Below are 17,415 nucleotides of genomic sequence, written 5' to 3' on the forward strand. Positions count from 1 at the left end.
CCTCCTGTTAGAAAGATCGTTTCGTGCCATAAGGACGTATGACGACACTTCCCGACCCCGCCCGCTTTGCCCATGTCACCGACTGGGTGTTCGATCTCGACAACACGCTTTATCCGCATCATTCGAATCTGTTCTCGCAGATCGATGTGAAGATGACCGCCTACGTCGGAGAATTGCTGACGCTGCCGCGCGAGGAAGCACGCAAGCTGCAAAAGGAGCTCTACCGCGAATATGGCACGACGCTGAACGGATTGATGACGCGCCACGGCATCGACCCCGACGATTTTCTCGAGAAAGTGCACGATATCGATTATTCCTGGCTGGTGCCCGATCCCGTCCTCGGCACCGCCATTCGCCAGCTTCCCGGCCGTAAATTCATCTTCACCAACGGGGATCGCCGGCATGCCGAACGCACCGCGCGGCAGTTGGGCATTCTCGAGCATTTCGATGATATTTTCGATATCGTCGCAGCCGGACTGAACCCGAAGCCGGCGCGGCAATCCTATGAGAAATTTGCCGAACTCCACGCCGTTACCGGACAAAATGCGGTGATGTTCGAAGATCTTGCCCGCAACCTGTCGGTGCCGAAATCGCTGGGCATGACCACGGTGCTGGTGGTGCCGCGCAATTTCGAGCCGACCTTCTCGGAAATCTGGGAACGCGACCCGGCCAACGAGGACGATGTGGACTTCGTCACCGACGACCTCGCCAGCTTTCTCACGGCGATCGTGGAAGTCCCTGCTTGAGGCAGCCGGCGCGCTTCAAGTCCTTGCTTGCATGTCAAAGTTTATAGAAGCGGCTGACGATCCCCCAGGCCTCGTCAGCGGTGTCGACGAAATCGATGATATCCTGATCGCCGGGTGTGATCGTGCCTTGCTCGGCGAGGAAATCGAGGTCGATCGCCTTTGCCCAGAAAGCCTTGCCGAACAGAATGACCGGCACGCGTTCCATGCGGCCGGTCTGGATCAGGGTCAGCGTCTCGAAGAACTCGTCCATCGTGCCGAAGCCGCCTGGAAACACCGCAACGGCCTTGGCACGCATGACGAAATGCATCTTGCGGACCGCGAAATAGTGGAAGTTGAAGCAGAGTTCCGGCGTCACGTAGGCGTTTGGCGCCTGCTCGTGTGGCAGCACGATATTGAGACCGATCGACGGCGCGCCAACATCGTCGGCGCCACGATTGCCGGCCTCCATGACACCCGGCCCGCCGCCGGTCACCACGACGAATTCGCGATAGTACGAGGTGGCCGACTGCTGTGAGCAGAGGCGGGCGAATTTGCGCGCCTCCTCGTAATATTTGCTGTTTTGCTCGAGGTTCTTCTTCTGCGTCTCGTTCTTGGCCGCCCAGGCTTCGCCGCCGGGCTCGGGAATGCGCGCGCCGCCGAACAGGATGACGGTCGATTGGATGCCGCGCTCGGCCAGGATCATCTCCGGCTTCAGCAGTTCGAGTTGCAGCCTGACCGCGCGCAACTCGCGCCGCGTCATGAAATCGGGGTCGTTCCAGGCCAGCCGATATGTCTCCGCGCGCGTTTGCGGCGTGTCCGGCACGCTTTTCGATCGCTCCAGATCCTCGTCCGAATGCGGCAGCGGCGTCCATCCCGCCTTTTCCATGGGAGTCATATTTGCTTTACCCGTCCAATCATTCACCTGCGCCGTCCCGTGACGCTGCCGCGATTGACCCTCCCCAAGCCTTCACATAGGGTCCGCGCGACTTTCAAACAGGTTAAGGCGCCGGCCCTTAACAGCTTGGTAATGGAGCGAATTCATGTCGAAGCCCGATCTCGCGAGCCTCGAGGAGATCATCGAGAACGCCTTCGAGGAACGCGACACGATTTCGACCGCAACCCGCGGCGAGACGCGCGAGGCCATCCAATCGGCGCTCGACCTGCTCGACCGGGGCGTCGCACGCGTCGCCGAGCGGCAGGCCGACGGCAAATGGCACGTCAACCAGTGGCTGAAAAAAGCGGTGCTGCTGTCCTTCCGGCTCACCCCGATGGAGATCATAGAGGGCGGTCCCGGTCAGGCGGTATGGTGGGACAAGGTGCCCTCAAAATTCGACGGCTGGAGCGCCGTCGATTTCGAGAAGGCGGGCTTCCGCGCCGTGCCGTCGTCGATCGTGCGCCGCTCCGCCTACGTCGCGCCCGGCGCCGTGCTGATGCCGTCCTTCGTCAATGTCGGCGCCTATGTCGACAGCGGCACCATGGTCGACACCTGGGCTTCGGTCGGCTCCTGTGCCCAGATCGGCAAGAATGTGCATCTGTCGGGCGGCGTCGGCATCGGCGGTGTGCTGGAGCCGATGCAGGCCGGCCCAACCATCATCGAGGACAATTGCTTCATCGGCGCCCGTTCCGAAGTGGTCGAAGGCTGCATCGTTCGCGAAGGCTCGGTGCTCGGCATGGGCGTCTTCATCGGCCAGTCGACCAAGATCGTCGACCGTGCCACCGGCGAGATCTTCTACGGCGAGGTGCCGCCTAATTCCGTCGTCGTCGCCGGCTCGCTGCCGGGCAAGCCTTTTCCAAACAACGAGCCCGGCCCCAGCCTCTACTGCGCCGTCATCGTCAAGCGGGTCGATGCCAGAACCCGTTCCAAGACATCGATCAACGAATTGCTGCGCGATTGATCTTTCTCAACGAATACGGACGGAATTCGCTTGCCTGATAGATCAGACCTCATCTGGCTTTTCTTCAAAGCTTCGGGCCGCGTCAGCCGCGCGGCCTATTTTCTTGGAGGACTGCTGGTGGCCATCATACAGGCCTTCCCGCTCTACCGTTTCACGCTGGTGCCGGAGGGCACCACCGAGAGCAACATGTGGTCGTTCATTTTCTTCATCGCCTTCATTGCCTCGCTTTGGTCGAACGTGGTGCTGGCGGTCAAGCGGTTGCACGACCTCGACAAGCCGGGCGTTGCGGCGCTGGTGCTGTTCGTGCCGGTTGTCTCGATCATCGCTTTCCTCGTGCTTTGCCTGTTTCCAGGGCAACCCGGCCCCAACCGCTACGGCAAGCGCACCAACGCCCCGGCCGAACCCTGAGCACCGATCGGACATTTCGTCATGCGCTACCGCTCGCTTGATCCGAAACTGATCCTCGAAACCGCCGAACGGCTGGAAGGGCGCGTCGCCGAGCGCTTTCCCGATGCAGGCTTGCGCGGCGTCGCCGCCGAGCTCGTGTCGCTGTCGCGCGATCTGGCAAAGGCAGCCAAGGCGCTGGAGGCGCCGATCTGGTGGCTGCGCGGCCTCATCATCGCCGCCTTCGTCGTCGGAGCGCTGATGTTCCTGTTCGTCGGCACAATCCTGCCGCTCGGCCGCATCTCGGGAAACCACGATGCCTTCCAGTCGGTGCAAGGCATCGAAGCCTCCCTCAACATGATCATCCTCGCGGTGCTGGGCTTCCTGGCCCTGATTCGCTCCGAGGAGCGGATCAAGCGCAAGCGGGTGTTTCGCCAGCTCCACGGGCTGCGGTCGCTGATCCACGTCATCGACATGCACCAGCTGACCAAGGATCCGGCAACGCTTTCAGCCAGTTTCAAGCCGACTGCGCATTCGCCAGCCCGCATCACCAACGCCGCCGACCTTGCCCGCTATCTCGACTACTGCTCCGAAATGCTGTCGATCACCGGCAAGATCGCCGCGCTGTTCGCGCAATCGGTGAATGACGCCGTGGTCATCGACGGCGTCAATGACATCGAGAACCTGGCTTCGAACCTCTCGCGAAAGATCTGGCAGAAGATCACGCTGATCGAAACCCCTCATGGGCAGCCGGCACGTGCGGCGAAGACCGATCCCGAGCCGGGCCCGCCGCGCCGGCCTGCAGTCCGCAGACGACCGGGGCCGGCAAGCTAAAACCGGCAACCCGGCGGCAGATCCGCTAGAGCGGTTCATCGTTTCGCAGAAACGCCGAACCGCTCTATCTTTTTTGTTTTGACGCAATTCCGGACGGAAAACCGCTTCACACTTTTCCTGGAATTGCTCCAGAGCGGCGGAGCGGGGAGTTCCGAAAGCCCGGTTTTGCGCCGGATGCTCTAAGCGAATGTTAATCACCCTGGCCCAGCATGCCGGCGAAGACTGTGTCGACCGGCACGGAGCGCTCGACTGGCAAGCGACCTATCCCTGACCACCAAGGAGCCGCGCAAAACGTGGAGCGCCGCCGCTCGCCTGTTTGCCTGGTTCTCTTCGCCGATGAAATTGGAACCGGAAGCTGTCCGCGCCCGGCTTCTCGACACCACCTTCGACCGCAAATTCGCAGTCCTGTTCGGCACCATCAGCGTTCTGTTGGTTGCGGTCAGCGCCGCTCTTGCCACCGGAGATTGGTGGCCCTACGCCTGGATTGCCGCCGACCTGATGCTTTTCACCGTCCGCGTTCTGCTGATGCGGGAATGCGAGCAGGCCCGCAGGCGCGGCTCGAAAGGGCCGCTGGCGGGCCTGATGGCAGCCAGCGGCGTCTGGTCGGTCGTTTTCGGCCTCGGCTGCTATGGCTGTGTTGCCAGCGGGAATATGGCGCTTTCCGTACTTGCCGCCTTGAATGTCGCAGGCGTCGTCGGCGTGGTGTCGTCACGCAATGCGGCGACCCCGCGCTTCGCCATATTCGTCATGTTGGCCGTAAGCCTGCCTTACGTGGTCGGCGCATTGTTTTCTGCGGCGCCCGGAATGCCGATCGTCGGAATTCAAACGCCGTTCTATGTGGTCGGCGTCATCATCGTGCTGCTTCAGAACCACGCAATCAATGCCCGCATGATCCGCGCCGAACTGGACAATCGCGACCTGGCCATCAAGGACGCGCTGACCGGCCTGCCAAACCGCATCTTCCTGCAGGAGAAATTGCGCGACATGTGCCGCGACCTTGCGGCGCCGGCCGCCAATGGCGGCAAGCCGTTTGCAGTGCTCAGCATGGATCTCGACGGTTTCAAACAGGTCAACGACCGTTTTGGCCACGCCGTCGGCGACGTGCTGCTGCGCAAGGTGGCCGAACGATTGAAGCGCGGCTTCCGTCCGGGGGACGTGGTCTTCCGCATTGGCGGCGATGAATTCGTCATCCTTTTGCCCGCAACCTCGGAGATCGAGGCCACCTACCTGGCAAAGCGGGCCATCGAAAAGGTCTCGGTGCCTTTCGACCTCGGGGTCGGTTCCGCCATCCATGTCGGCTTGAGCTTCGGCAGCGCCTTCGCACCCGCCGACGGCGGCGATCCGGAAATCCTGCTCACCTGTTCCGACCATGCGCTGTACGAAGCCAAGCGCACCGGCAAGGGCCGTTACTGGGCGCCTGTGCGGGCTACGATCTGACGGTCGCGACAACGGCTTCCGGCGACAGGCAGGGCGATCCGCTTCTCTCCTGCTCGGCCGCGCGCACCAGTGCCGCCACGCGCTTCAGCAAAGGTGCCGGCGTGCCGGCCTTTTCGGCCAAACGCAGGACCGCGCCTTGCAGTTCGCCGATCTCCGTCGGCCGGCGGCGCTGAAGGTCATCCCACATCGACGAACGCGCGGCCGGATCGATGGCAAGCATCCGCCGCGCCAAGAACTTGAACAGCCAGTCGGGCAGGCGAAGCACTTTCGGCAGCAGCGCGGGACGCAGGCCGGCGATGCGAGCGGGTTCGATGCCTGTCGCCGTCATTGCCGCCAATGCTTCGTCGATCTGGCCGGCCAGGATCAGCCGCCAGCGGCGATCGGCAAGCTCTGCCACCAGCGGCAGGCCGGAAAGCGCCACCAGCGCGTTGTTGAGGTTGAGCAGCAGCTTGCCCCATAGCACCGCTTCGATGTCGCCATGCGTGGCGACGGCAAAGCCCTCGACGTCGAGCAGTTCGTCAAGGCCTGTCGCGCCCTGTTCGATCATCACCTTGCCGCCGCTGGCGCGGTGCAGGCGAAGCGGCAATTCGCCCTCCGCCGATTGGACCACGTTGAACGGCACCATGCCCGCGAGCACCCGCCGGGCGGTGAGATGGGCTCGCAATTTATCGGCATTGTCGACGCCGTTCTGCAGACTGAGTATCACCGCATCCGGTCGGGCATGGGCCGCAATAAGCCCGGCCATGTCCTGCGTCGCGCCGCTCTTGACCGTTGCCAGGATGACATCGGCACCGGGGAATGCCGCGGCCGGATCGGCGGTGACCGACAATGCCTCCGGCTTGACGGATCGGTCGCGGCCATCACGGTCGGTGATGCGCAATCCACCTTTTTGCAGCGCCTTCTCGATGCGAGGCCGCGCCAGCAGAACCACCTTTCGCCCGGCAAGTATCAGGCAGCCGCCGGCGTAGCATCCGATACTGCCGGCACCTGCGATTACGATTGTCTTGCCACGCGTGACCATGCAATGGCCCTGCCTTGGTCGAGAGGCCTTTGCCGCAATCATACGGCATGAAAACCATAATGTCGGCGGCATGGCTGGCCCTTATGTCTGGCCGTGACAGGCCTTGCGCTTTCGACTATCGCTTTTGCCCATGACGCTGCCTACCGATCCGACCAGAAATCTGGCTGCTCTCATCCGCTGCGCTTCCGTGACGCCCGCCGAAGGCGGTGCGCTGAGCGCGCTGGAAGAAATGTTGAAGCCGCTCGGCTTTGCCGTCGAGCGCCCGGTGTTTTCCGAATCCGGCACACCTGACATAGAGAACCTTTACGCGCGGCGTTCCGGCAACGGCCCGCATCTGATGTTTGCCGGTCATACCGATGTGGTGCCGGTGGGCGATGAAACAGCCTGGACGCACCCACCCTTTGGCGCCGAGATCGCCAATGGCGAGATGTTCGGCCGCGGCGCCGTCGACATGAAGGGCGGCATTGCTTGTTTCGTCGCGGCGGTAGCGCGACATATCGCGCAGAAGGGCGGCCCGAAGGGGTCGGTCTCGCTGCTGATCACCGGCGACGAGGAAGGGCCGGCGATCAACGGCACGACGAAACTGCTCGAATGGGCGGCTGCCAAGGGCGAGAAATGGCATGCTGCGATCGTCGGCGAGCCGACCAATCCCGATGCGCTCGGCGATATGATCAAGATCGGCCGGCGCGGCTCGCTCTCCGGCACGGTCGTCGTCAACGGCCGCCAGGGCCACGCCGCCTATCCGCAGCTAGCCGACAACCCGGTGCGCGGCCTTGTGACGCTGGTCGACGCCTTGCTTCACCCCGTCTTCGACAACGGAACAAGGGATTTCCAGCCGACCAATCTTGAGGTGACCTCCATCGATGTCGGCAATCCTGCCACCAACGTCATCCCGGCGAAGGCGGCGGCTACCTTTAATATTCGCTTCAACGACACATGGACCGCCGAGACGATCCAGGCCGAGATCCACAACCGCCTCGACCGGGCGGCGAAACGCAAGAAATACCGCGCCGGCAAGAAGACGCCGGTCGACTACGAGATCGTCTGGCGCGACGGACCGAGCCACGTTTTCCTGACACGCGACGACAGGTTGATCGAGACGCTTGGCGGCTCGATCAAGGCGGTGACCGGCAGGAAGCCGGCGCTCTCCACCTCCGGCGGCACCTCCGATGCCCGCTTCATCAAGGATTATTGTCCGGTGGTCGAATTCGGACTGGTCGGCAAGACCATGCACATGGTCGACGAACGCGTGGCGATTGCCGACCTCGAGACGCTGACGCAGATTTATCTGCGCTTCGTTGAAGACTGGTTTGCGCAGGACATATCCTAGTGATGCTTTCAGCGGATGAAACCTACGCTTCGCTTGCCGGTGCCTGGCGGCTGATGCTCGGCAAAGCCGATGGATTTCGCCTGCTCGACCTTTCGGCGGACGGTTTCTGGAACTCCTTTTTTGCCATTGTCGTCGCGGCGCCGGCACTGATCGTCGGCTGGGTCGGTATTGCCAACGAGATCGGCGATCCCAACGCATTCGTCGGCCGTTTCAGCATGTTGATCCGCCTGGCAACCGTCGATATCGGCGCCTGGGTGCTGCCGCTCATAGGCCTCGCCCTGGTGGCGCCGCGGGTCGGCGTCGGCGGCCGATTCGTCCATTATGTCGTGGCCAGCAATTGGGCCTCGGCGATCATCGCCTGGATGATGCTGCCATCGGCGTTGATCCGGCTCTTCCTGACGTCGGCCAACGAAGTCTCCGGACTCGTGTCGCTGCTGTTGTTCGCGCTGTCGATGGTCTTGACCTGGCGGATGACCAACGTTGCGATCGGCAGGGGTGCGGCCACCGGCAGCGCCGTTTTTGCCGGCATGTTCGTGGCGTCGCTGATCGTCCTGTTCGGCCTGCAGGCGCTGCTCGGGATCAGCGTTCCGGATCAGCCAGGCGTCGGATAATCGACGCCGACGAGAAACAGCCCGTCGGGCGGCGCCACCTGACCGCAGGCCGCACGGTCGCGCGCCTCAAGCGCCGCCTTGAGGTCGGCAACAGTCCAGCCGCCTTCGCCGACACGTTTGAGCGAGCCGACCATCGAGCGCACCTGGTTGTGCAGGAATGACCGCGCCGAAGCGCGGACCTCAATGAAATCGCCGGTGCGGCTGACATCCAGCCGGTCGAGCGTGCGGACGGGACTGGTGGCTTGGCACTGGGTCGAGCGGAAGGTGGTGAAATCATGCCGGCCAACCAGCACCTTTGCCGCCTCGTGCATGGCACCGGCATCGAGCTGCTTCGGTACCCACCAGATCTTGCCCTTGTCGAGCGCCGCCGGCGCGCGGCGATTGACGATGCGGTAGAGGTAATGGCGGCCGATCGCCGAGAAACGCGCATCGAAGCCATCCGGCACGACTGCGGCCTTCAGGATGGCGATGCGCACCTTGGCCGCTTGCAGATGCGCGTTGACTGCGTCGCGCACCTTGTCGCCGGGCCATGCCTTGATCAGATCGACATGCGCCACCTGAGCGGTCGCATGGACGCCAGCATCGGTGCGGCCGGCGGCGCGCAGCGAAACCTGCTCGCCACAGAACTTCTCGATCGCCCGCTCGATCGCCTGCTGCACCGAAGGCTGGTTGGCCTGGCGCTGCCAGCCGGCGAAGAGACTGCCGTCATATTCGATGTCGAGGCGAAAACGCGGCATTCCCGGATCGAGGCGAAATCAGGCGGCGAGGGCTGAGCCGAAGGCCGAGGCGTAGACCAGCATGCCGGTCTCCGGCGCCTCGCCCCAGGCAAGCGCCTGCAAAGCCTCGCTTTGGTACTCGCTCTCGAATTTTGCTGCACGGGCGCGGCTGTAGCCGAAACGGCCATAGTAAGCCGGATCGCCGAGCACCACGGCGAGCGTCTCGCCAGCAGCCTTCAGGCGGATATGCGCCTCGCGGACCAGCGCACCTCCGATGCCGGTGCCGTGGAACGACGGCTCGACCGCCAAAGGAGCCAAAGCCACCGCCGGGAAGCTCTTGCCGCCATTCTGCACGAAAAGCCGTGAAAACAGGATATGGCCGACCACTTGCCCGTCTTCGTCCGCCACCAGTTCGACGACGGCATCACCGCCGGTGACCAGCGCGTCGACCAGTCCGGCCTCCGTCTGCTGGCCGAATGCGTGTTCTTCGACAAGGCGGATCGCCTCGCGGTCCCGCGGCGTCGCCGCGCGTATGGACATCATGCTCATGACAATTTCATTCCTTTTTCGAGCTTGGCCCCGCGCAGAAACTCCTGCGCGGCAATGGGCCTTCCGCCCGCACGTTGAACTTCGACCGGCCTGATCGCGCCTGACCCGCAGGCGACCGTCAGCCGGTCATCGAGAATTCCTCCCGGTTCGCCGGCGCCTTGCGAGAGCGTCGAGCGAAGCAGTTTCAGCCGTTCCACGCGGCCGCCGATTTCGGCCTCGCACCATGCACCGGGAAAGGGCGACAGGCCGCGAATCTGGTTGTGCACGTCGCCGGCAGGTCGCAGCCAGTCTATGCGAGTCTCCGATTTATCGATTTTCTTGGCGTAGGTCACCCCCACCTCCGCCTGTGTGGTAAATGTCAGCGTATTCCGCTCCAGCCGTTCGAGCGCTTGCACTATCAGCGAAGCACCCAAGACCATCAGCCGATCGTGCAGATCGCCGGCCGTCATGTCGGGTCCAATGGCGCATTTTTCAACCATTGCCACCGGGCCGGTGTCGAGGCCTTCCTCCATCCGCATCACCATCATGCCCGTTTCGGTATCGCCGGCCATGATGGCGCGCTGGATAGGGGCAGCGCCGCGCCAGCGCGGCAGCAGCGATGCGTGGCCGTTGAGGCAACCGAGCCGCGGCGCCTCGAGAATGGGTTTGGGGAGGAGCAGCCCGTAGGCGACGACCACGGCGACGTCGGCACCTAAGGCGCGGAACGCCTCCTGCTCCGCCTCGCCCTTCAGCGACACCGGCGACCGCACCTCGATGCCAAGCCGCTCCGCCTCGCGCTGCACCGGCGACGGCGTCAGTTCGAGCCCGCGCCGGCCGCCGGCGCGCGGCGGCTGCGTGTAGACGGCTGCCAACTCGTGCCCGGCCCCGGCAATCGCCCGCAGCGTCGGCACGGAGAATTCGGGCGTACCCATGAAGATGACACGCAGGGGCATTCGTCGACGCCTACCCCACCATCTTGCCCGGCGCCTTGTCCCTGGCGAGCTTCTTGAATTTCTTGACCACCATGTCGCGCTTCAGCTTGGAGATGTAATCGATGAACAGCACGCCGTTGAGGTGGTCGATTTCATGCTGCAGGCAGGTCGCCATCAGCCCCTCGGCCTCGATCTCCTGCAGCTTGCCGTCGCGGTCGAGAAACTTCACCCGCACCGCCGCCGGACGCTCGACCTCGGCATAGTAATCCGGGATCGACAGGCAGCCTTCCTCGTAGACCGAACGCTGGTCGGAGCTTTCGAGGATTTCGGGATTGATGAAGACGTGCGGTGCCGGCGTCTCGTCCTCTTTGGCCAGGTCGATCACCAGCATGCGCAAGGGTTCGCCGACCTGGATCGCTGCGAGGCCGATGCCGGGCGCGTCATACATGGTGTCCAGCATGTCGCCGGCCAGTTTGCGCAAATCCCCGTCGACACGCTCGACCGGTTTTGAAACCTGACGCAGGACGGGATCGGGAAGGATGATAAGCGGCTTGATCGACATGGCGTCTCACCTAAGACCTCGCAGGAAAAGCGTCAACCGGGGCGCCTTCGGGTCGTTCACGTTTTGATCTGTGCTGGCAGACCGAATCATCTATGCTGTCGACATGAACGATCTGGCCACCATCCTGTCCGAACCTGTCGCCCGCCTAGGCGCCACCACGATCACGCTCGGCCATGCCCTGGGTTTCGGCGCAATGCTGTTCCTTGGACTGTTCGTGGCGCTCGTCGTTGCGCTCTGGCGATCGGCCAAGGCGCGTGCAGTGGCGGCCGCCGAAGCCGCCGACCACGCCCGCGACGCCGAGGTGCGGATGGCCGGCATCTTGGCAAGCCAGGCGGAAATGCAGGGCCGCATGGGCGCCATCGCCGAAGTGTTCGGGGCGCGCCAGGCGGAACTGACACAGTCGATCGGCCAGCGTCTCGATGCCATGACCGGCCGCCTGGGCCAGACCATGACCGAGCAGACGAGATCGACGCATGAGAGCCTCGCCAAGCTGCAGGAACGGCTGGCGGTCATCGATATCGCGCAAGGCAACATCCAGTCGCTGGCCGGCCAGGTCGTGCAATTGCAGGCGATCCTTTCCAACAAGCAGACGCGCGGCGCCTTCGGCCAGTCGCGTATGGAAGCCATCGTCGCCGACGGATTGCCGCACGGCGCCTATGAATTCCAGGCGACCTTGTCGAATGGCAGCCGGCCCGACTGCCTGGTGAAGATGCCGAACGGCGCACCGTCGCTTGCCATCGATGCAAAGTTTCCGCTCGAGGCCTGGAATGCCATCCGGGCCGCCGAAGGCGCCGAACTGCAGAAGACCGCCGCACAGGCTTTCCGCCGCGACATCGAGGTGCATGTCCGCGATATTTCCGAAAAATACCTGATCCAGGGCGAGACGCAGGACACCGCCTTCATGTTCGTGCCTTCGGAATCGGTGTTCGCCGAAATCCACGAGAATTTCGAGGCCGTTGTCCAGAAGGCGCATCGCTCACGGATCGTCATCGTCTCGCCATCGCTTTTGATGCTGTCGATCCAGGTCATCCAGGCGATCCTCAAGGATGCCCGCATGCGCGAGCAGGCACACCTGATCCAGGGCGAGGTTATCCGGCTGATGGAAGACGTCTCCCGGCTAGACGAGCGGGTGCGCAAATTGCAGACGCATTTTGGCCAATCGGCCAAGGATATCGACGACATTCTGGTCTCGACATCGAAGGTGACCAGGCGCGGACAAAAGATCGAGGCGCTGGAGTTTGGCGTGCAGCCGGCGGAGGACACCGCTGGTTCGAATGGCAGCGGAGCAAAAGCGGAAAGCAGCCCGCGCGTCGCCGATTCGAAAACCGGGCAGTTGAGGCTAAGGGTCGTCGAAGGCGACGATTGAGAGCTGCGCCGGAACCGGAGGCTTCGCCCCGGTCTGGCGCTACTGCTCCTCGATGATGGTTGTGCCTTCGAATTCCGGCAGCCAATGCAGCGCCGAGCGGTGCCAGATCTGCTTTCTCGGCACCAGTTGCTCGCGCTGCCGTGCCGTGCCGACCCTGATACCGTAAACCTTCGGTCCCTCGCCCGCCGACGTGGCGTAGAGATGCGAGCCGCACTCACCGCAAAATGCCTGGGCGCGCTTGGCGCCGCTCGAACCGGTCTTGATGTAGATCTTCGGCGTGCCCTTGGTGATCCTGTAATTGTCCTCGGACGCCGGCACGGTGACGCGAAAGGCCGTTCCGGTTAGCTTCTGACAATCGATGCAGTGACAAATGGTGGTCTTTTCCGGATCGACTTCGGCCTCGTAAGTGATAGCGCCACAATGACACGCGCCGTCGATTTTCATCTTCGTTCCTCCTGGAGCTTTTGCCCGCAATCATAACCGGGACTGCCCGATGGCGCAGCCATTTCCTCAGGCCGGTTCCCCTCCGGACGCCGCCAAGGCCTTGCTCCGGCGTTCCCAGGTGCCGGTGGTCTGCGGCTTGACGAACAGCCGCGTCACCTCCGGCATCTCCGCTTTCAGCCGCGTCTCGAGGCGCTCGACACAGGTCTCTATCTCCGGCGCCGACAAATGATCCTCGAACTCGATGCTCAAAGCGGCGACGATCTCCTGCGGACCCATATGCAGCGTCAGCACGCCATTTGCCCGTTGCACCGCCGGGTCCTGCTGGACGATGGCCAGCACCTCTGTTTGCACCTCGGGCGAGGCCGGCTCGCCGAGCAGCAGGCTCTTGCTTTCGCGCGCCAGGAAGATCGCGGTCCCGCCCAGGATCAGCGCGATGCCGATCGACGCGGCGCCGTCGAGCTTCGGCATGTCCAGCAGTTCCGCCGCCAATATGCCGGCGAAGGCGACAACGAGGCCGAGAAGTGCCGCGCTGTCCTCGAAGAGTACGGTGTAGACACTCGGATCCTTGCTGAGCTGCACCGCCTCGAGCCAGCCGTGGCTGCCTTTTTGGTGGCGGAATTCCTTCAGCGCCACCAGCCAAGAGGTGCCTTCGAAGAGGAAGGAAAGGCCGAGGACAGCGTAGTTCACCTTGGCGTTGGCGATCGGCTCCGGCGCCATGATGTGCATCACGCCTTCGTAGAACGATATGCCGGCGCCCAGTGCAAAGACAAGGAGCGCGACGATGAAGCTCCAGAAGTACAGCTCGCGGCCATGGCCGAGCGGATGCGTGCGGTCGGCCGGGCGCGCGGCACGGTGCATGCCGTAAAGCAGCAGGCTGCCATTGCCGGTATCGACGAGCGAGTGGACGCCTTCCGAGAGCATTGCCGAGCTGCCCGTGAACAAGGCAGCGGCGAATTTGGTCAGTGCGATCGCAAGATTTCCGGCGAGCGCCGCATAGATCACTTTTTTCGACCCGCCATGCGCCGCCATGGTGTGCTGCCCTGGTTGATGCCCCGAGATTGGCGGAGCGTCCGCCCACGCTCCACAGCTCTCACAACGCCTGAAGCGCCCAGTTGTTCACAAGGTCAGTTGTTCAAAAGGGCGGCGCGGGCTATTCGACGACCTCGTCCGTCCAGACCTTGAAGCCAGCCAGCGCGCCCGGCCCGAAAATGTGGGTCAGCGGCACATCGGCGGCATCGCGTCCGGAGGCAATCAGGATGCGGCCGATGCGCGGCGCGTTGTTGCGCGGGTCGAACGCGTGCCAGCGGCCGCCGAGATAGACTTCCATCCAGGCGGCGAAATCCATGTCCGACCACGGCTTTGGCAGGCCGATATCACTGATATAGCCGGTGCAGTAGCGGGTCGGAATGTTCAGGGCGCGGCAGAAGGCGACAGCGAGATGAGCGAAGTCGCGGCATACACCACTCTGCTCGCGATAGGCCTCGGCGGCGGTGCGCGTCGGCCGCGCATTGAAATAGTTGAAGACGATGTGGTTATGGACGAAGTCGCAGACCGCCTGGACGCGCGGAATGCCGAGCGGGGTGCTGCCGAACAGCCGCCACGCTTCATTCGACAGCACGTCGCTCTCGCAATAGCGGCTGGGCAGCAGGAACAGCAGCGTCTCCGACGGCAGATCGCGGACCTCGTGCTGCCACGCCGTCAGCTCGCGCGTCTCGAAGGAGCCGGGGTCGCGGATCACCGCGTCCGTGCCGAACGCAAAGCGCCCGGCCGGCGCAACGAAACGGTTGCACCAATTGCCGAAACTGTCGCGGTAGCTCTCGATCGGCACCGGCGGGTTCGACGTCAGGAAGTCCGGCCGCTCAAGATCGGATGCGCGCGAATAATGGACATTTAGCATCGCGATCAGCGGTGTTTCCTGCGGGAAGTCGAAGCTCATCTGGCAACCGATGTGGATCCGCATTGTCGTCCTGACCGGCCTGCCTGATCATCAGCTGGCGAAACGCGAGGGCTGATGCTGCAGTGCGAAGAAGACCATGGCACGGACCGCTGCGGTTTACGAGGGAATTAGAAACCGGTTGACAGCCCATCGGCCAGGCGACTGCACGGCAGCGGCCTCTTGCAGTCGAGCGTTTTCTCTTGTTTCACTTCGCCAGATATCAACTGGAGGAACGAATCATGGCTAAGGGTGCGATGAAGGCAGGCAAGGAGGCCCGCAAGCCGAAGAAGGACGCGAAGAAACCGGCTCCGGCGCCGGCCCTGAAGGCACCGCCAGTGAAGGCGATGAAGCTGAAGGACAAGTAGAGCCGCAGCTACCGGCTTATTTCGACCGGCCGCAAACGCGGCCGGTATGATTGTTCATTAAGCTCACGCGCATCCCCTTGGATGCGGCGAAGGCAATTTTTGCGCTTTTCAAGAAATCGGCCGAAAGCCATCGAAACGGAGCGTTCCGATGTCGTCGGTTTTCCTGTTCCTCGCCGGCCTGTTCGAGATCGGCTGGGCGATCGGCCTCAAATACACCGACGGATTCTCGAAGCCGCTGCCAACCGTCCTGACGGTTGCCTCGATGATCGTCAGCCTGACCTTGCTCAGCCTGGCGCTGAAGGCGTTGCCGGTCGGCACCGCTTACGCGGTGTGGACCGGCGTCGGCACCGTCGGCACGGCGCTGTTGGGGATATGGCAGCTCGGCGACCCAGCGACGGCGATCAGGCTGGCCTGCATCGCGCTAATCGTCTGCGGCATCATGGGACTGAAGCTCGCGGCTTAGCCGATTCTGACAGACGAACGCGTTCGGGGCCGCGGCAAGGCGGCCCCTGATTCTTGAATTCGGCTGATCAGTGCCGGAAGGCGCTATCGCGCGGAGAAGCCGGGCGGCGTCCTGCCGGTGCGCTGCTTGCGCGCGGCATAGCGCGCATCACGCTTGGCCTTGCGTTCGGCCTCGTCGGCAAGAAAACGGGCGATGCGCTCGTTCTCTTCAGCTTCCCGGATCTTCGCTTCGGCCTGTGCGGCTTCTTCCGCAGCGATGCGTGCCGCTTCGGCAGCTGCCTCGCGCTCGGCCTTTTCGACCGCTTCGCGCGCCAGCTTTTCCTGCCTCAGCCTGGCCTTTTCGGCCTCGCGTATAGCGCGGGCCTCGAGGATCGCCTTGCGCTCGGCCTGTCGTGCCAGCACCGCTGGATCATCTGCCGCCGGCTTTGCCTTGAAGCGCTCCAGAAGCGCCTTCTTTGCCTCGTTTGCGGCATTGCGCCGCTCGAAAACGTCTTTTTCCCTATAGATAGCCAAGTCCACTTCCCTGAAGTCAATTTGCGAGGCTTACATACGCGTGAAAACCGAGAGTTCAAGCGCCAAAACGGTATGCCAGCCATGAAATTCTGATCTGTTGCAGCCGGGAGACGCCATTTCGATTGAATTCGGCTGAAAGGCACCCGCACTGTTCACCATCCAGGCATCTGGCGGGGCGGCGGACTGATCGCTACGTGTAGCGCCAAGACAAAACGCTGAGATGACACACTATGGAACTCGGTCTCTACACCTTCGCCGACGTCAGCCCGGAACCAGGTCCCGGTGCGATCGGTGCGCATGAGCGGTTGCGCAACCTGATCGAGGAGATCGAGCTCGCCGACCAGGTCGGGCTGGACGTCTTTGGTCTCGGCGAGCACCACCGTCCCGACTATGCTGCCTCGGCTCCGGTGGTGGCGCTGGCGGTGGCGGCCGAACGGACCAAGCGCATAAGGCTGACCAGCGCTGTCACCGTGCTGTCGTCCGACGATCCGGTGCGCGTCTTCCAGCAGTTTGCCACCCTCGATCTTCTGTCCGGCGGCCGTGCCGAGATCATGGCCGGGCGCGGCTCGTTCATCGAGTCCTTTCCGCTGTTCGGCTACAATCTCGAAGATTATGACGAGCTCTTCGCCGAAAAGCTCGACCTGCTGCTCGCCATCCGCGATCATGTCAAGGTGACCTGGTCGGGCAGTCTGCGCGCGCCGATCAACGACCGCGGCGTCTATCCGCGGCCCTTGCAGGACAAATTGCCGATCTGGATCGCCGTCGGTGGAACACCGCAATCCGTCGCCCGCGCGGGCGTGCTCGGGTTGCCGCTGGCACTGGCGATCATCGGTGGCGAGCCGGCGCGGTTCGCACCGCTGTTCGACATCTACAGGGATGCAGCCAGGCGCGCCGGCAACGATCCGGCAAGCCTTGCCACCAGTCTCAACGTGCACGGCTTCATTGCCGACAGCACGGACCAGGCAGCCGACGATTTTTACGGGCCGCAGGCCGAGGTGATGAACCGCATCGGCCGCGAGCGCGGCTGGGGGCCGACATCGCGGGCGCATTTCGACCAATCGCGCGGCCCAAACGGCGCGCTGTTCGTCGGCAATCCAGAACAGGTGGCCGAGAAGATCGTTGCCCAGCACAGGATATTCGGCAACGACCGCTTCCTGCTGCAAATGGCGATCGGCACCATGCCGCACGCCAAGGTGATGAAGGCCATCGAACTCTACGGCACCAAAGTGGCGCCGATCGTGCGCCGGGAAACTGCGAAGGCCGTTCCCGCCGTGGCGGCGCCGGTTGCCTGATTCCCAGTCACCTGATTCATTGGCAAGGCCGCGAGGCGGCCTTGCCGGTGACGCCGGCTAAC

Annotated in this window: 21 protein-coding genes; 11 read left to right on the plus strand and 10 right to left on the minus strand. The window is 63.3% G+C overall.

All coding sequences use genetic code 11. The annotated features are described in order from the left end of the window. Window positions 1-38 precede the first annotated feature (38 nt). Window positions 39-746 (plus strand): pyrimidine 5'-nucleotidase, encoded by a 708-nt coding sequence (locus tag NKI72_RS07900; protein WP_352455977.1) that lies wholly within the window; start codon window positions 39-41, stop codon window positions 744-746. A gap of 34 nt (window positions 747-780) precedes the next feature. Here NKI72_RS07900 and NKI72_RS07905 read toward each other — a convergent pair whose 3' ends face one another. Then, window positions 781-1,620 carry an LOG family protein gene (locus tag NKI72_RS07905; RefSeq protein WP_352832661.1) on the minus strand — a complete coding sequence of 280 codons (840 nt, stop codon included), beginning with the start codon at window positions 1,618-1,620 and terminating at the stop codon, window positions 781-783. Window positions 1,621-1,765: 145 nt separating this feature from the next. Here NKI72_RS07905 and dapD point away from each other — a divergent pair, with 145 nt between their 5' ends. The 4 genes from dapD (at window position 1,766) to NKI72_RS07925 (ending at window position 5,275) form a co-directional block, all read left to right on the plus strand. Then, complete coding sequence (dapD, locus tag NKI72_RS07910; protein ID WP_352455975.1) at window positions 1,766-2,620, plus strand: 2,3,4,5-tetrahydropyridine-2,6-dicarboxylate N-succinyltransferase; 855 nt, start codon at window positions 1,766-1,768, stop codon at window positions 2,618-2,620. A gap of 30 nt (window positions 2,621-2,650) precedes the next feature. Then, the gene (locus NKI72_RS07915) at window positions 2,651-3,028 is read left to right on the plus strand and encodes a DUF805 domain-containing protein (RefSeq protein ID WP_352455974.1); all 378 of its coding nucleotides are present in this window, start codon (window positions 2,651-2,653) and stop codon (window positions 3,026-3,028) included. A gap of 21 nt (window positions 3,029-3,049) precedes the next feature. Next, complete coding sequence (locus NKI72_RS07920; RefSeq protein ID WP_352455973.1) at window positions 3,050-3,838, plus strand: hypothetical protein; 789 nt, start codon at window positions 3,050-3,052, stop codon at window positions 3,836-3,838. Window positions 3,839-4,174: 336 nt separating this feature from the next. Then, window positions 4,175-5,275, plus strand: coding sequence for a GGDEF domain-containing protein (locus NKI72_RS07925; protein ID WP_352850028.1), 1,101 nt, complete (start codon window positions 4,175-4,177; stop codon window positions 5,273-5,275). Here the strand turns inward: NKI72_RS07925 and NKI72_RS07930 are convergent. Continuing rightward, window positions 5,265-6,296 (minus strand): 2-dehydropantoate 2-reductase, encoded by a 1,032-nt coding sequence (locus NKI72_RS07930; protein ID WP_352835748.1) that lies wholly within the window; start codon window positions 6,294-6,296, stop codon window positions 5,265-5,267. The two genes, NKI72_RS07925 and NKI72_RS07930, sit on opposite strands and share 11 nt — an antisense overlap. A 130-nt stretch (window positions 6,297-6,426) precedes the next feature. On the opposite strand from NKI72_RS07930, the gene dapE reads away from it, so the two are divergent. Together dapE and NKI72_RS07940 are read left to right on the plus strand one after the other, a co-directional pair. Further along, window positions 6,427-7,626 carry a succinyl-diaminopimelate desuccinylase gene (gene dapE / locus NKI72_RS07935; RefSeq protein WP_352472355.1) on the plus strand — a complete coding sequence of 400 codons (1,200 nt, stop codon included), beginning with the start codon at window positions 6,427-6,429 and terminating at the stop codon, window positions 7,624-7,626. Window positions 7,627-7,628: 2 nt separating this feature from the next. Beyond that, window positions 7,629-8,237 (plus strand): transporter, encoded by a 609-nt coding sequence (locus tag NKI72_RS07940; protein WP_352455970.1) that lies wholly within the window; start codon window positions 7,629-7,631, stop codon window positions 8,235-8,237. Here NKI72_RS07940 and truA read toward each other — a convergent pair. Genes truA through def form a run of 4 tightly spaced genes read right to left on the minus strand, consistent with a single transcriptional unit; the run spans window position 8,219 to window position 10,975 of the window. Continuing rightward, a complete protein-coding gene (gene truA / locus NKI72_RS07945; protein ID WP_352835749.1) occupies window positions 8,219-8,974 on the minus strand; it encodes a tRNA pseudouridine(38-40) synthase TruA in 756 nt (251 codons plus the stop codon). The two genes, NKI72_RS07940 and truA, sit on opposite strands and share 19 nt — an antisense overlap. A gap of 18 nt (window positions 8,975-8,992) precedes the next feature. Then, window positions 8,993-9,502: a GNAT family N-acetyltransferase gene (locus tag NKI72_RS07950; protein WP_352835752.1), complete on the minus strand. Its 510-nt coding sequence runs from the start codon at window positions 9,500-9,502 to the stop codon at window positions 8,993-8,995. Further along, window positions 9,499-10,428 (minus strand): methionyl-tRNA formyltransferase, encoded by a 930-nt coding sequence (gene fmt / locus NKI72_RS07955; protein ID WP_352835804.1) that lies wholly within the window; start codon window positions 10,426-10,428, stop codon window positions 9,499-9,501. The genes NKI72_RS07950 and fmt overlap by 4 nt, the downstream gene beginning before the upstream one ends. 16 nt (window positions 10,429-10,444) lie before the next feature. Beyond that, the gene (gene def / locus NKI72_RS07960) at window positions 10,445-10,975 is read right to left on the minus strand and encodes a peptide deformylase (RefSeq protein WP_352539945.1); all 531 of its coding nucleotides are present in this window, start codon (window positions 10,973-10,975) and stop codon (window positions 10,445-10,447) included. A 103-nt stretch (window positions 10,976-11,078) separates the two neighbouring features. On the opposite strand from def, the gene NKI72_RS07965 reads away from it, so the two are divergent. Further along, window positions 11,079-12,341, plus strand: a complete 1,263-nt coding sequence (locus NKI72_RS07965; RefSeq protein WP_352835755.1) for a DNA recombination protein RmuC — start codon at window positions 11,079-11,081, stop codon at window positions 12,339-12,341. A gap of 39 nt (window positions 12,342-12,380) precedes the next feature. Here the strand turns inward: NKI72_RS07965 and NKI72_RS07970 are convergent, their stop codons facing one another. From NKI72_RS07970 to NKI72_RS07980, 3 genes are all read right to left on the minus strand, one after another. Next, a complete protein-coding gene (locus NKI72_RS07970) occupies window positions 12,381-12,785 on the minus strand; it encodes a GFA family protein (RefSeq protein WP_023676952.1) in 405 nt (134 codons plus the stop codon). A gap of 66 nt (window positions 12,786-12,851) precedes the next feature. Then, on the minus strand, window positions 12,852-13,814 hold the full coding sequence (locus NKI72_RS07975) for a cation diffusion facilitator family transporter (RefSeq protein WP_352835758.1): 963 nt from the start codon (window positions 13,812-13,814) through the stop codon (window positions 12,852-12,854). Window positions 13,815-13,935: 121 nt separating this feature from the next. Continuing rightward, on the minus strand, window positions 13,936-14,745 hold the full coding sequence (locus NKI72_RS07980; RefSeq protein WP_352501143.1) for a transglutaminase-like domain-containing protein: 810 nt from the start codon (window positions 14,743-14,745) through the stop codon (window positions 13,936-13,938). Window positions 14,746-14,960: 215 nt separating this feature from the next. On the opposite strand from NKI72_RS07980, the gene NKI72_RS07985 reads away from it, so the two are divergent. After that, window positions 14,961-15,086 (plus strand): hypothetical protein, encoded by a 126-nt coding sequence (locus NKI72_RS07985; protein WP_013528464.1) that lies wholly within the window; start codon window positions 14,961-14,963, stop codon window positions 15,084-15,086. Window positions 15,087-15,234: 148 nt separating this feature from the next. Beyond that, a complete protein-coding gene (gene sugE / locus NKI72_RS07990; protein ID WP_352472361.1) occupies window positions 15,235-15,549 on the plus strand; it encodes a quaternary ammonium compound efflux SMR transporter SugE in 315 nt (104 codons plus the stop codon). Window positions 15,550-15,632: 83 nt separating this feature from the next. On the opposite strand, the gene NKI72_RS07995 is transcribed toward sugE, so the two are convergent. Further along, complete coding sequence (locus tag NKI72_RS07995) at window positions 15,633-16,061, minus strand: DUF6481 family protein (protein ID WP_352835761.1); 429 nt, start codon at window positions 16,059-16,061, stop codon at window positions 15,633-15,635. 230 nt (window positions 16,062-16,291) lie between these two features. On the opposite strand from NKI72_RS07995, the gene NKI72_RS08000 reads away from it, so the two are divergent. After that, window positions 16,292-17,353: an LLM class flavin-dependent oxidoreductase gene (locus tag NKI72_RS08000; RefSeq protein WP_352835764.1), complete on the plus strand. Its 1,062-nt coding sequence runs from the start codon at window positions 16,292-16,294 to the stop codon at window positions 17,351-17,353. Window positions 17,354-17,415: the final 62 nt, after the last annotated feature.

This window comes from Mesorhizobium sp. M0437 (assembly GCF_040321335.1).
Classification (GTDB): domain Bacteria; phylum Pseudomonadota; class Alphaproteobacteria; order Rhizobiales; family Rhizobiaceae; genus Mesorhizobium.

Bases quoted from the DNA above. Each gene is read 5' to 3' on its own strand.
- NKI72_RS07900 (WP_352455977.1), top strand. From the start codon at position 39: ATGACGACACTTCCCGACCCCGCCCGCTTTGCCCATGTCACCGACTGG.
- NKI72_RS07905 (WP_352832661.1), bottom strand. From the start codon at position 1,620: ATGACTCCCATGGAAAAGGCGGGATGGACGCCGCTGCCGCATTCGGAC.
- dapD (WP_352455975.1), top strand. From the start codon at position 1,766: ATGTCGAAGCCCGATCTCGCGAGCCTCGAGGAGATCATCGAGAACGCC.
- NKI72_RS07920 (WP_352455973.1), top strand. From the start codon at position 3,050: ATGCGCTACCGCTCGCTTGATCCGAAACTGATCCTCGAAACCGCCGAA.
- NKI72_RS07925 (WP_352850028.1), top strand. From the start codon at position 4,175: ATGAAATTGGAACCGGAAGCTGTCCGCGCCCGGCTTCTCGACACCACC.
- NKI72_RS07930 (WP_352835748.1), bottom strand. From the start codon at position 6,296: ATGGTCACGCGTGGCAAGACAATCGTAATCGCAGGTGCCGGCAGTATC.
- dapE (WP_352472355.1), top strand. From the start codon at position 6,427: ATGACGCTGCCTACCGATCCGACCAGAAATCTGGCTGCTCTCATCCGC.
- NKI72_RS07940 (WP_352455970.1), top strand. From the start codon at position 7,629: ATGCTTTCAGCGGATGAAACCTACGCTTCGCTTGCCGGTGCCTGGCGG.
- truA (WP_352835749.1), bottom strand. From the start codon at position 8,974: ATGCCGCGTTTTCGCCTCGACATCGAATATGACGGCAGTCTCTTCGCC.
- NKI72_RS07950 (WP_352835752.1), bottom strand. From the start codon at position 9,502: ATGAGCATGATGTCCATACGCGCGGCGACGCCGCGGGACCGCGAGGCG.
- def (WP_352539945.1), bottom strand. From the start codon at position 10,975: ATGTCGATCAAGCCGCTTATCATCCTTCCCGATCCCGTCCTGCGTCAG.
- NKI72_RS07965 (WP_352835755.1), top strand. From the start codon at position 11,079: ATGAACGATCTGGCCACCATCCTGTCCGAACCTGTCGCCCGCCTAGGC.
- NKI72_RS07970 (WP_023676952.1), bottom strand. From the start codon at position 12,785: ATGAAAATCGACGGCGCGTGTCATTGTGGCGCTATCACTTACGAGGCC.
- NKI72_RS07975 (WP_352835758.1), bottom strand. From the start codon at position 13,814: ATGGCGGCGCATGGCGGGTCGAAAAAAGTGATCTATGCGGCGCTCGCC.
- NKI72_RS07980 (WP_352501143.1), bottom strand. From the start codon at position 14,745: ATGCGGATCCACATCGGTTGCCAGATGAGCTTCGACTTCCCGCAGGAA.
- NKI72_RS07985 (WP_013528464.1), top strand. From the start codon at position 14,961: ATGGCTAAGGGTGCGATGAAGGCAGGCAAGGAGGCCCGCAAGCCGAAG.
- sugE (WP_352472361.1), top strand. From the start codon at position 15,235: ATGTCGTCGGTTTTCCTGTTCCTCGCCGGCCTGTTCGAGATCGGCTGG.
- NKI72_RS08000 (WP_352835764.1), top strand. From the start codon at position 16,292: ATGGAACTCGGTCTCTACACCTTCGCCGACGTCAGCCCGGAACCAGGT.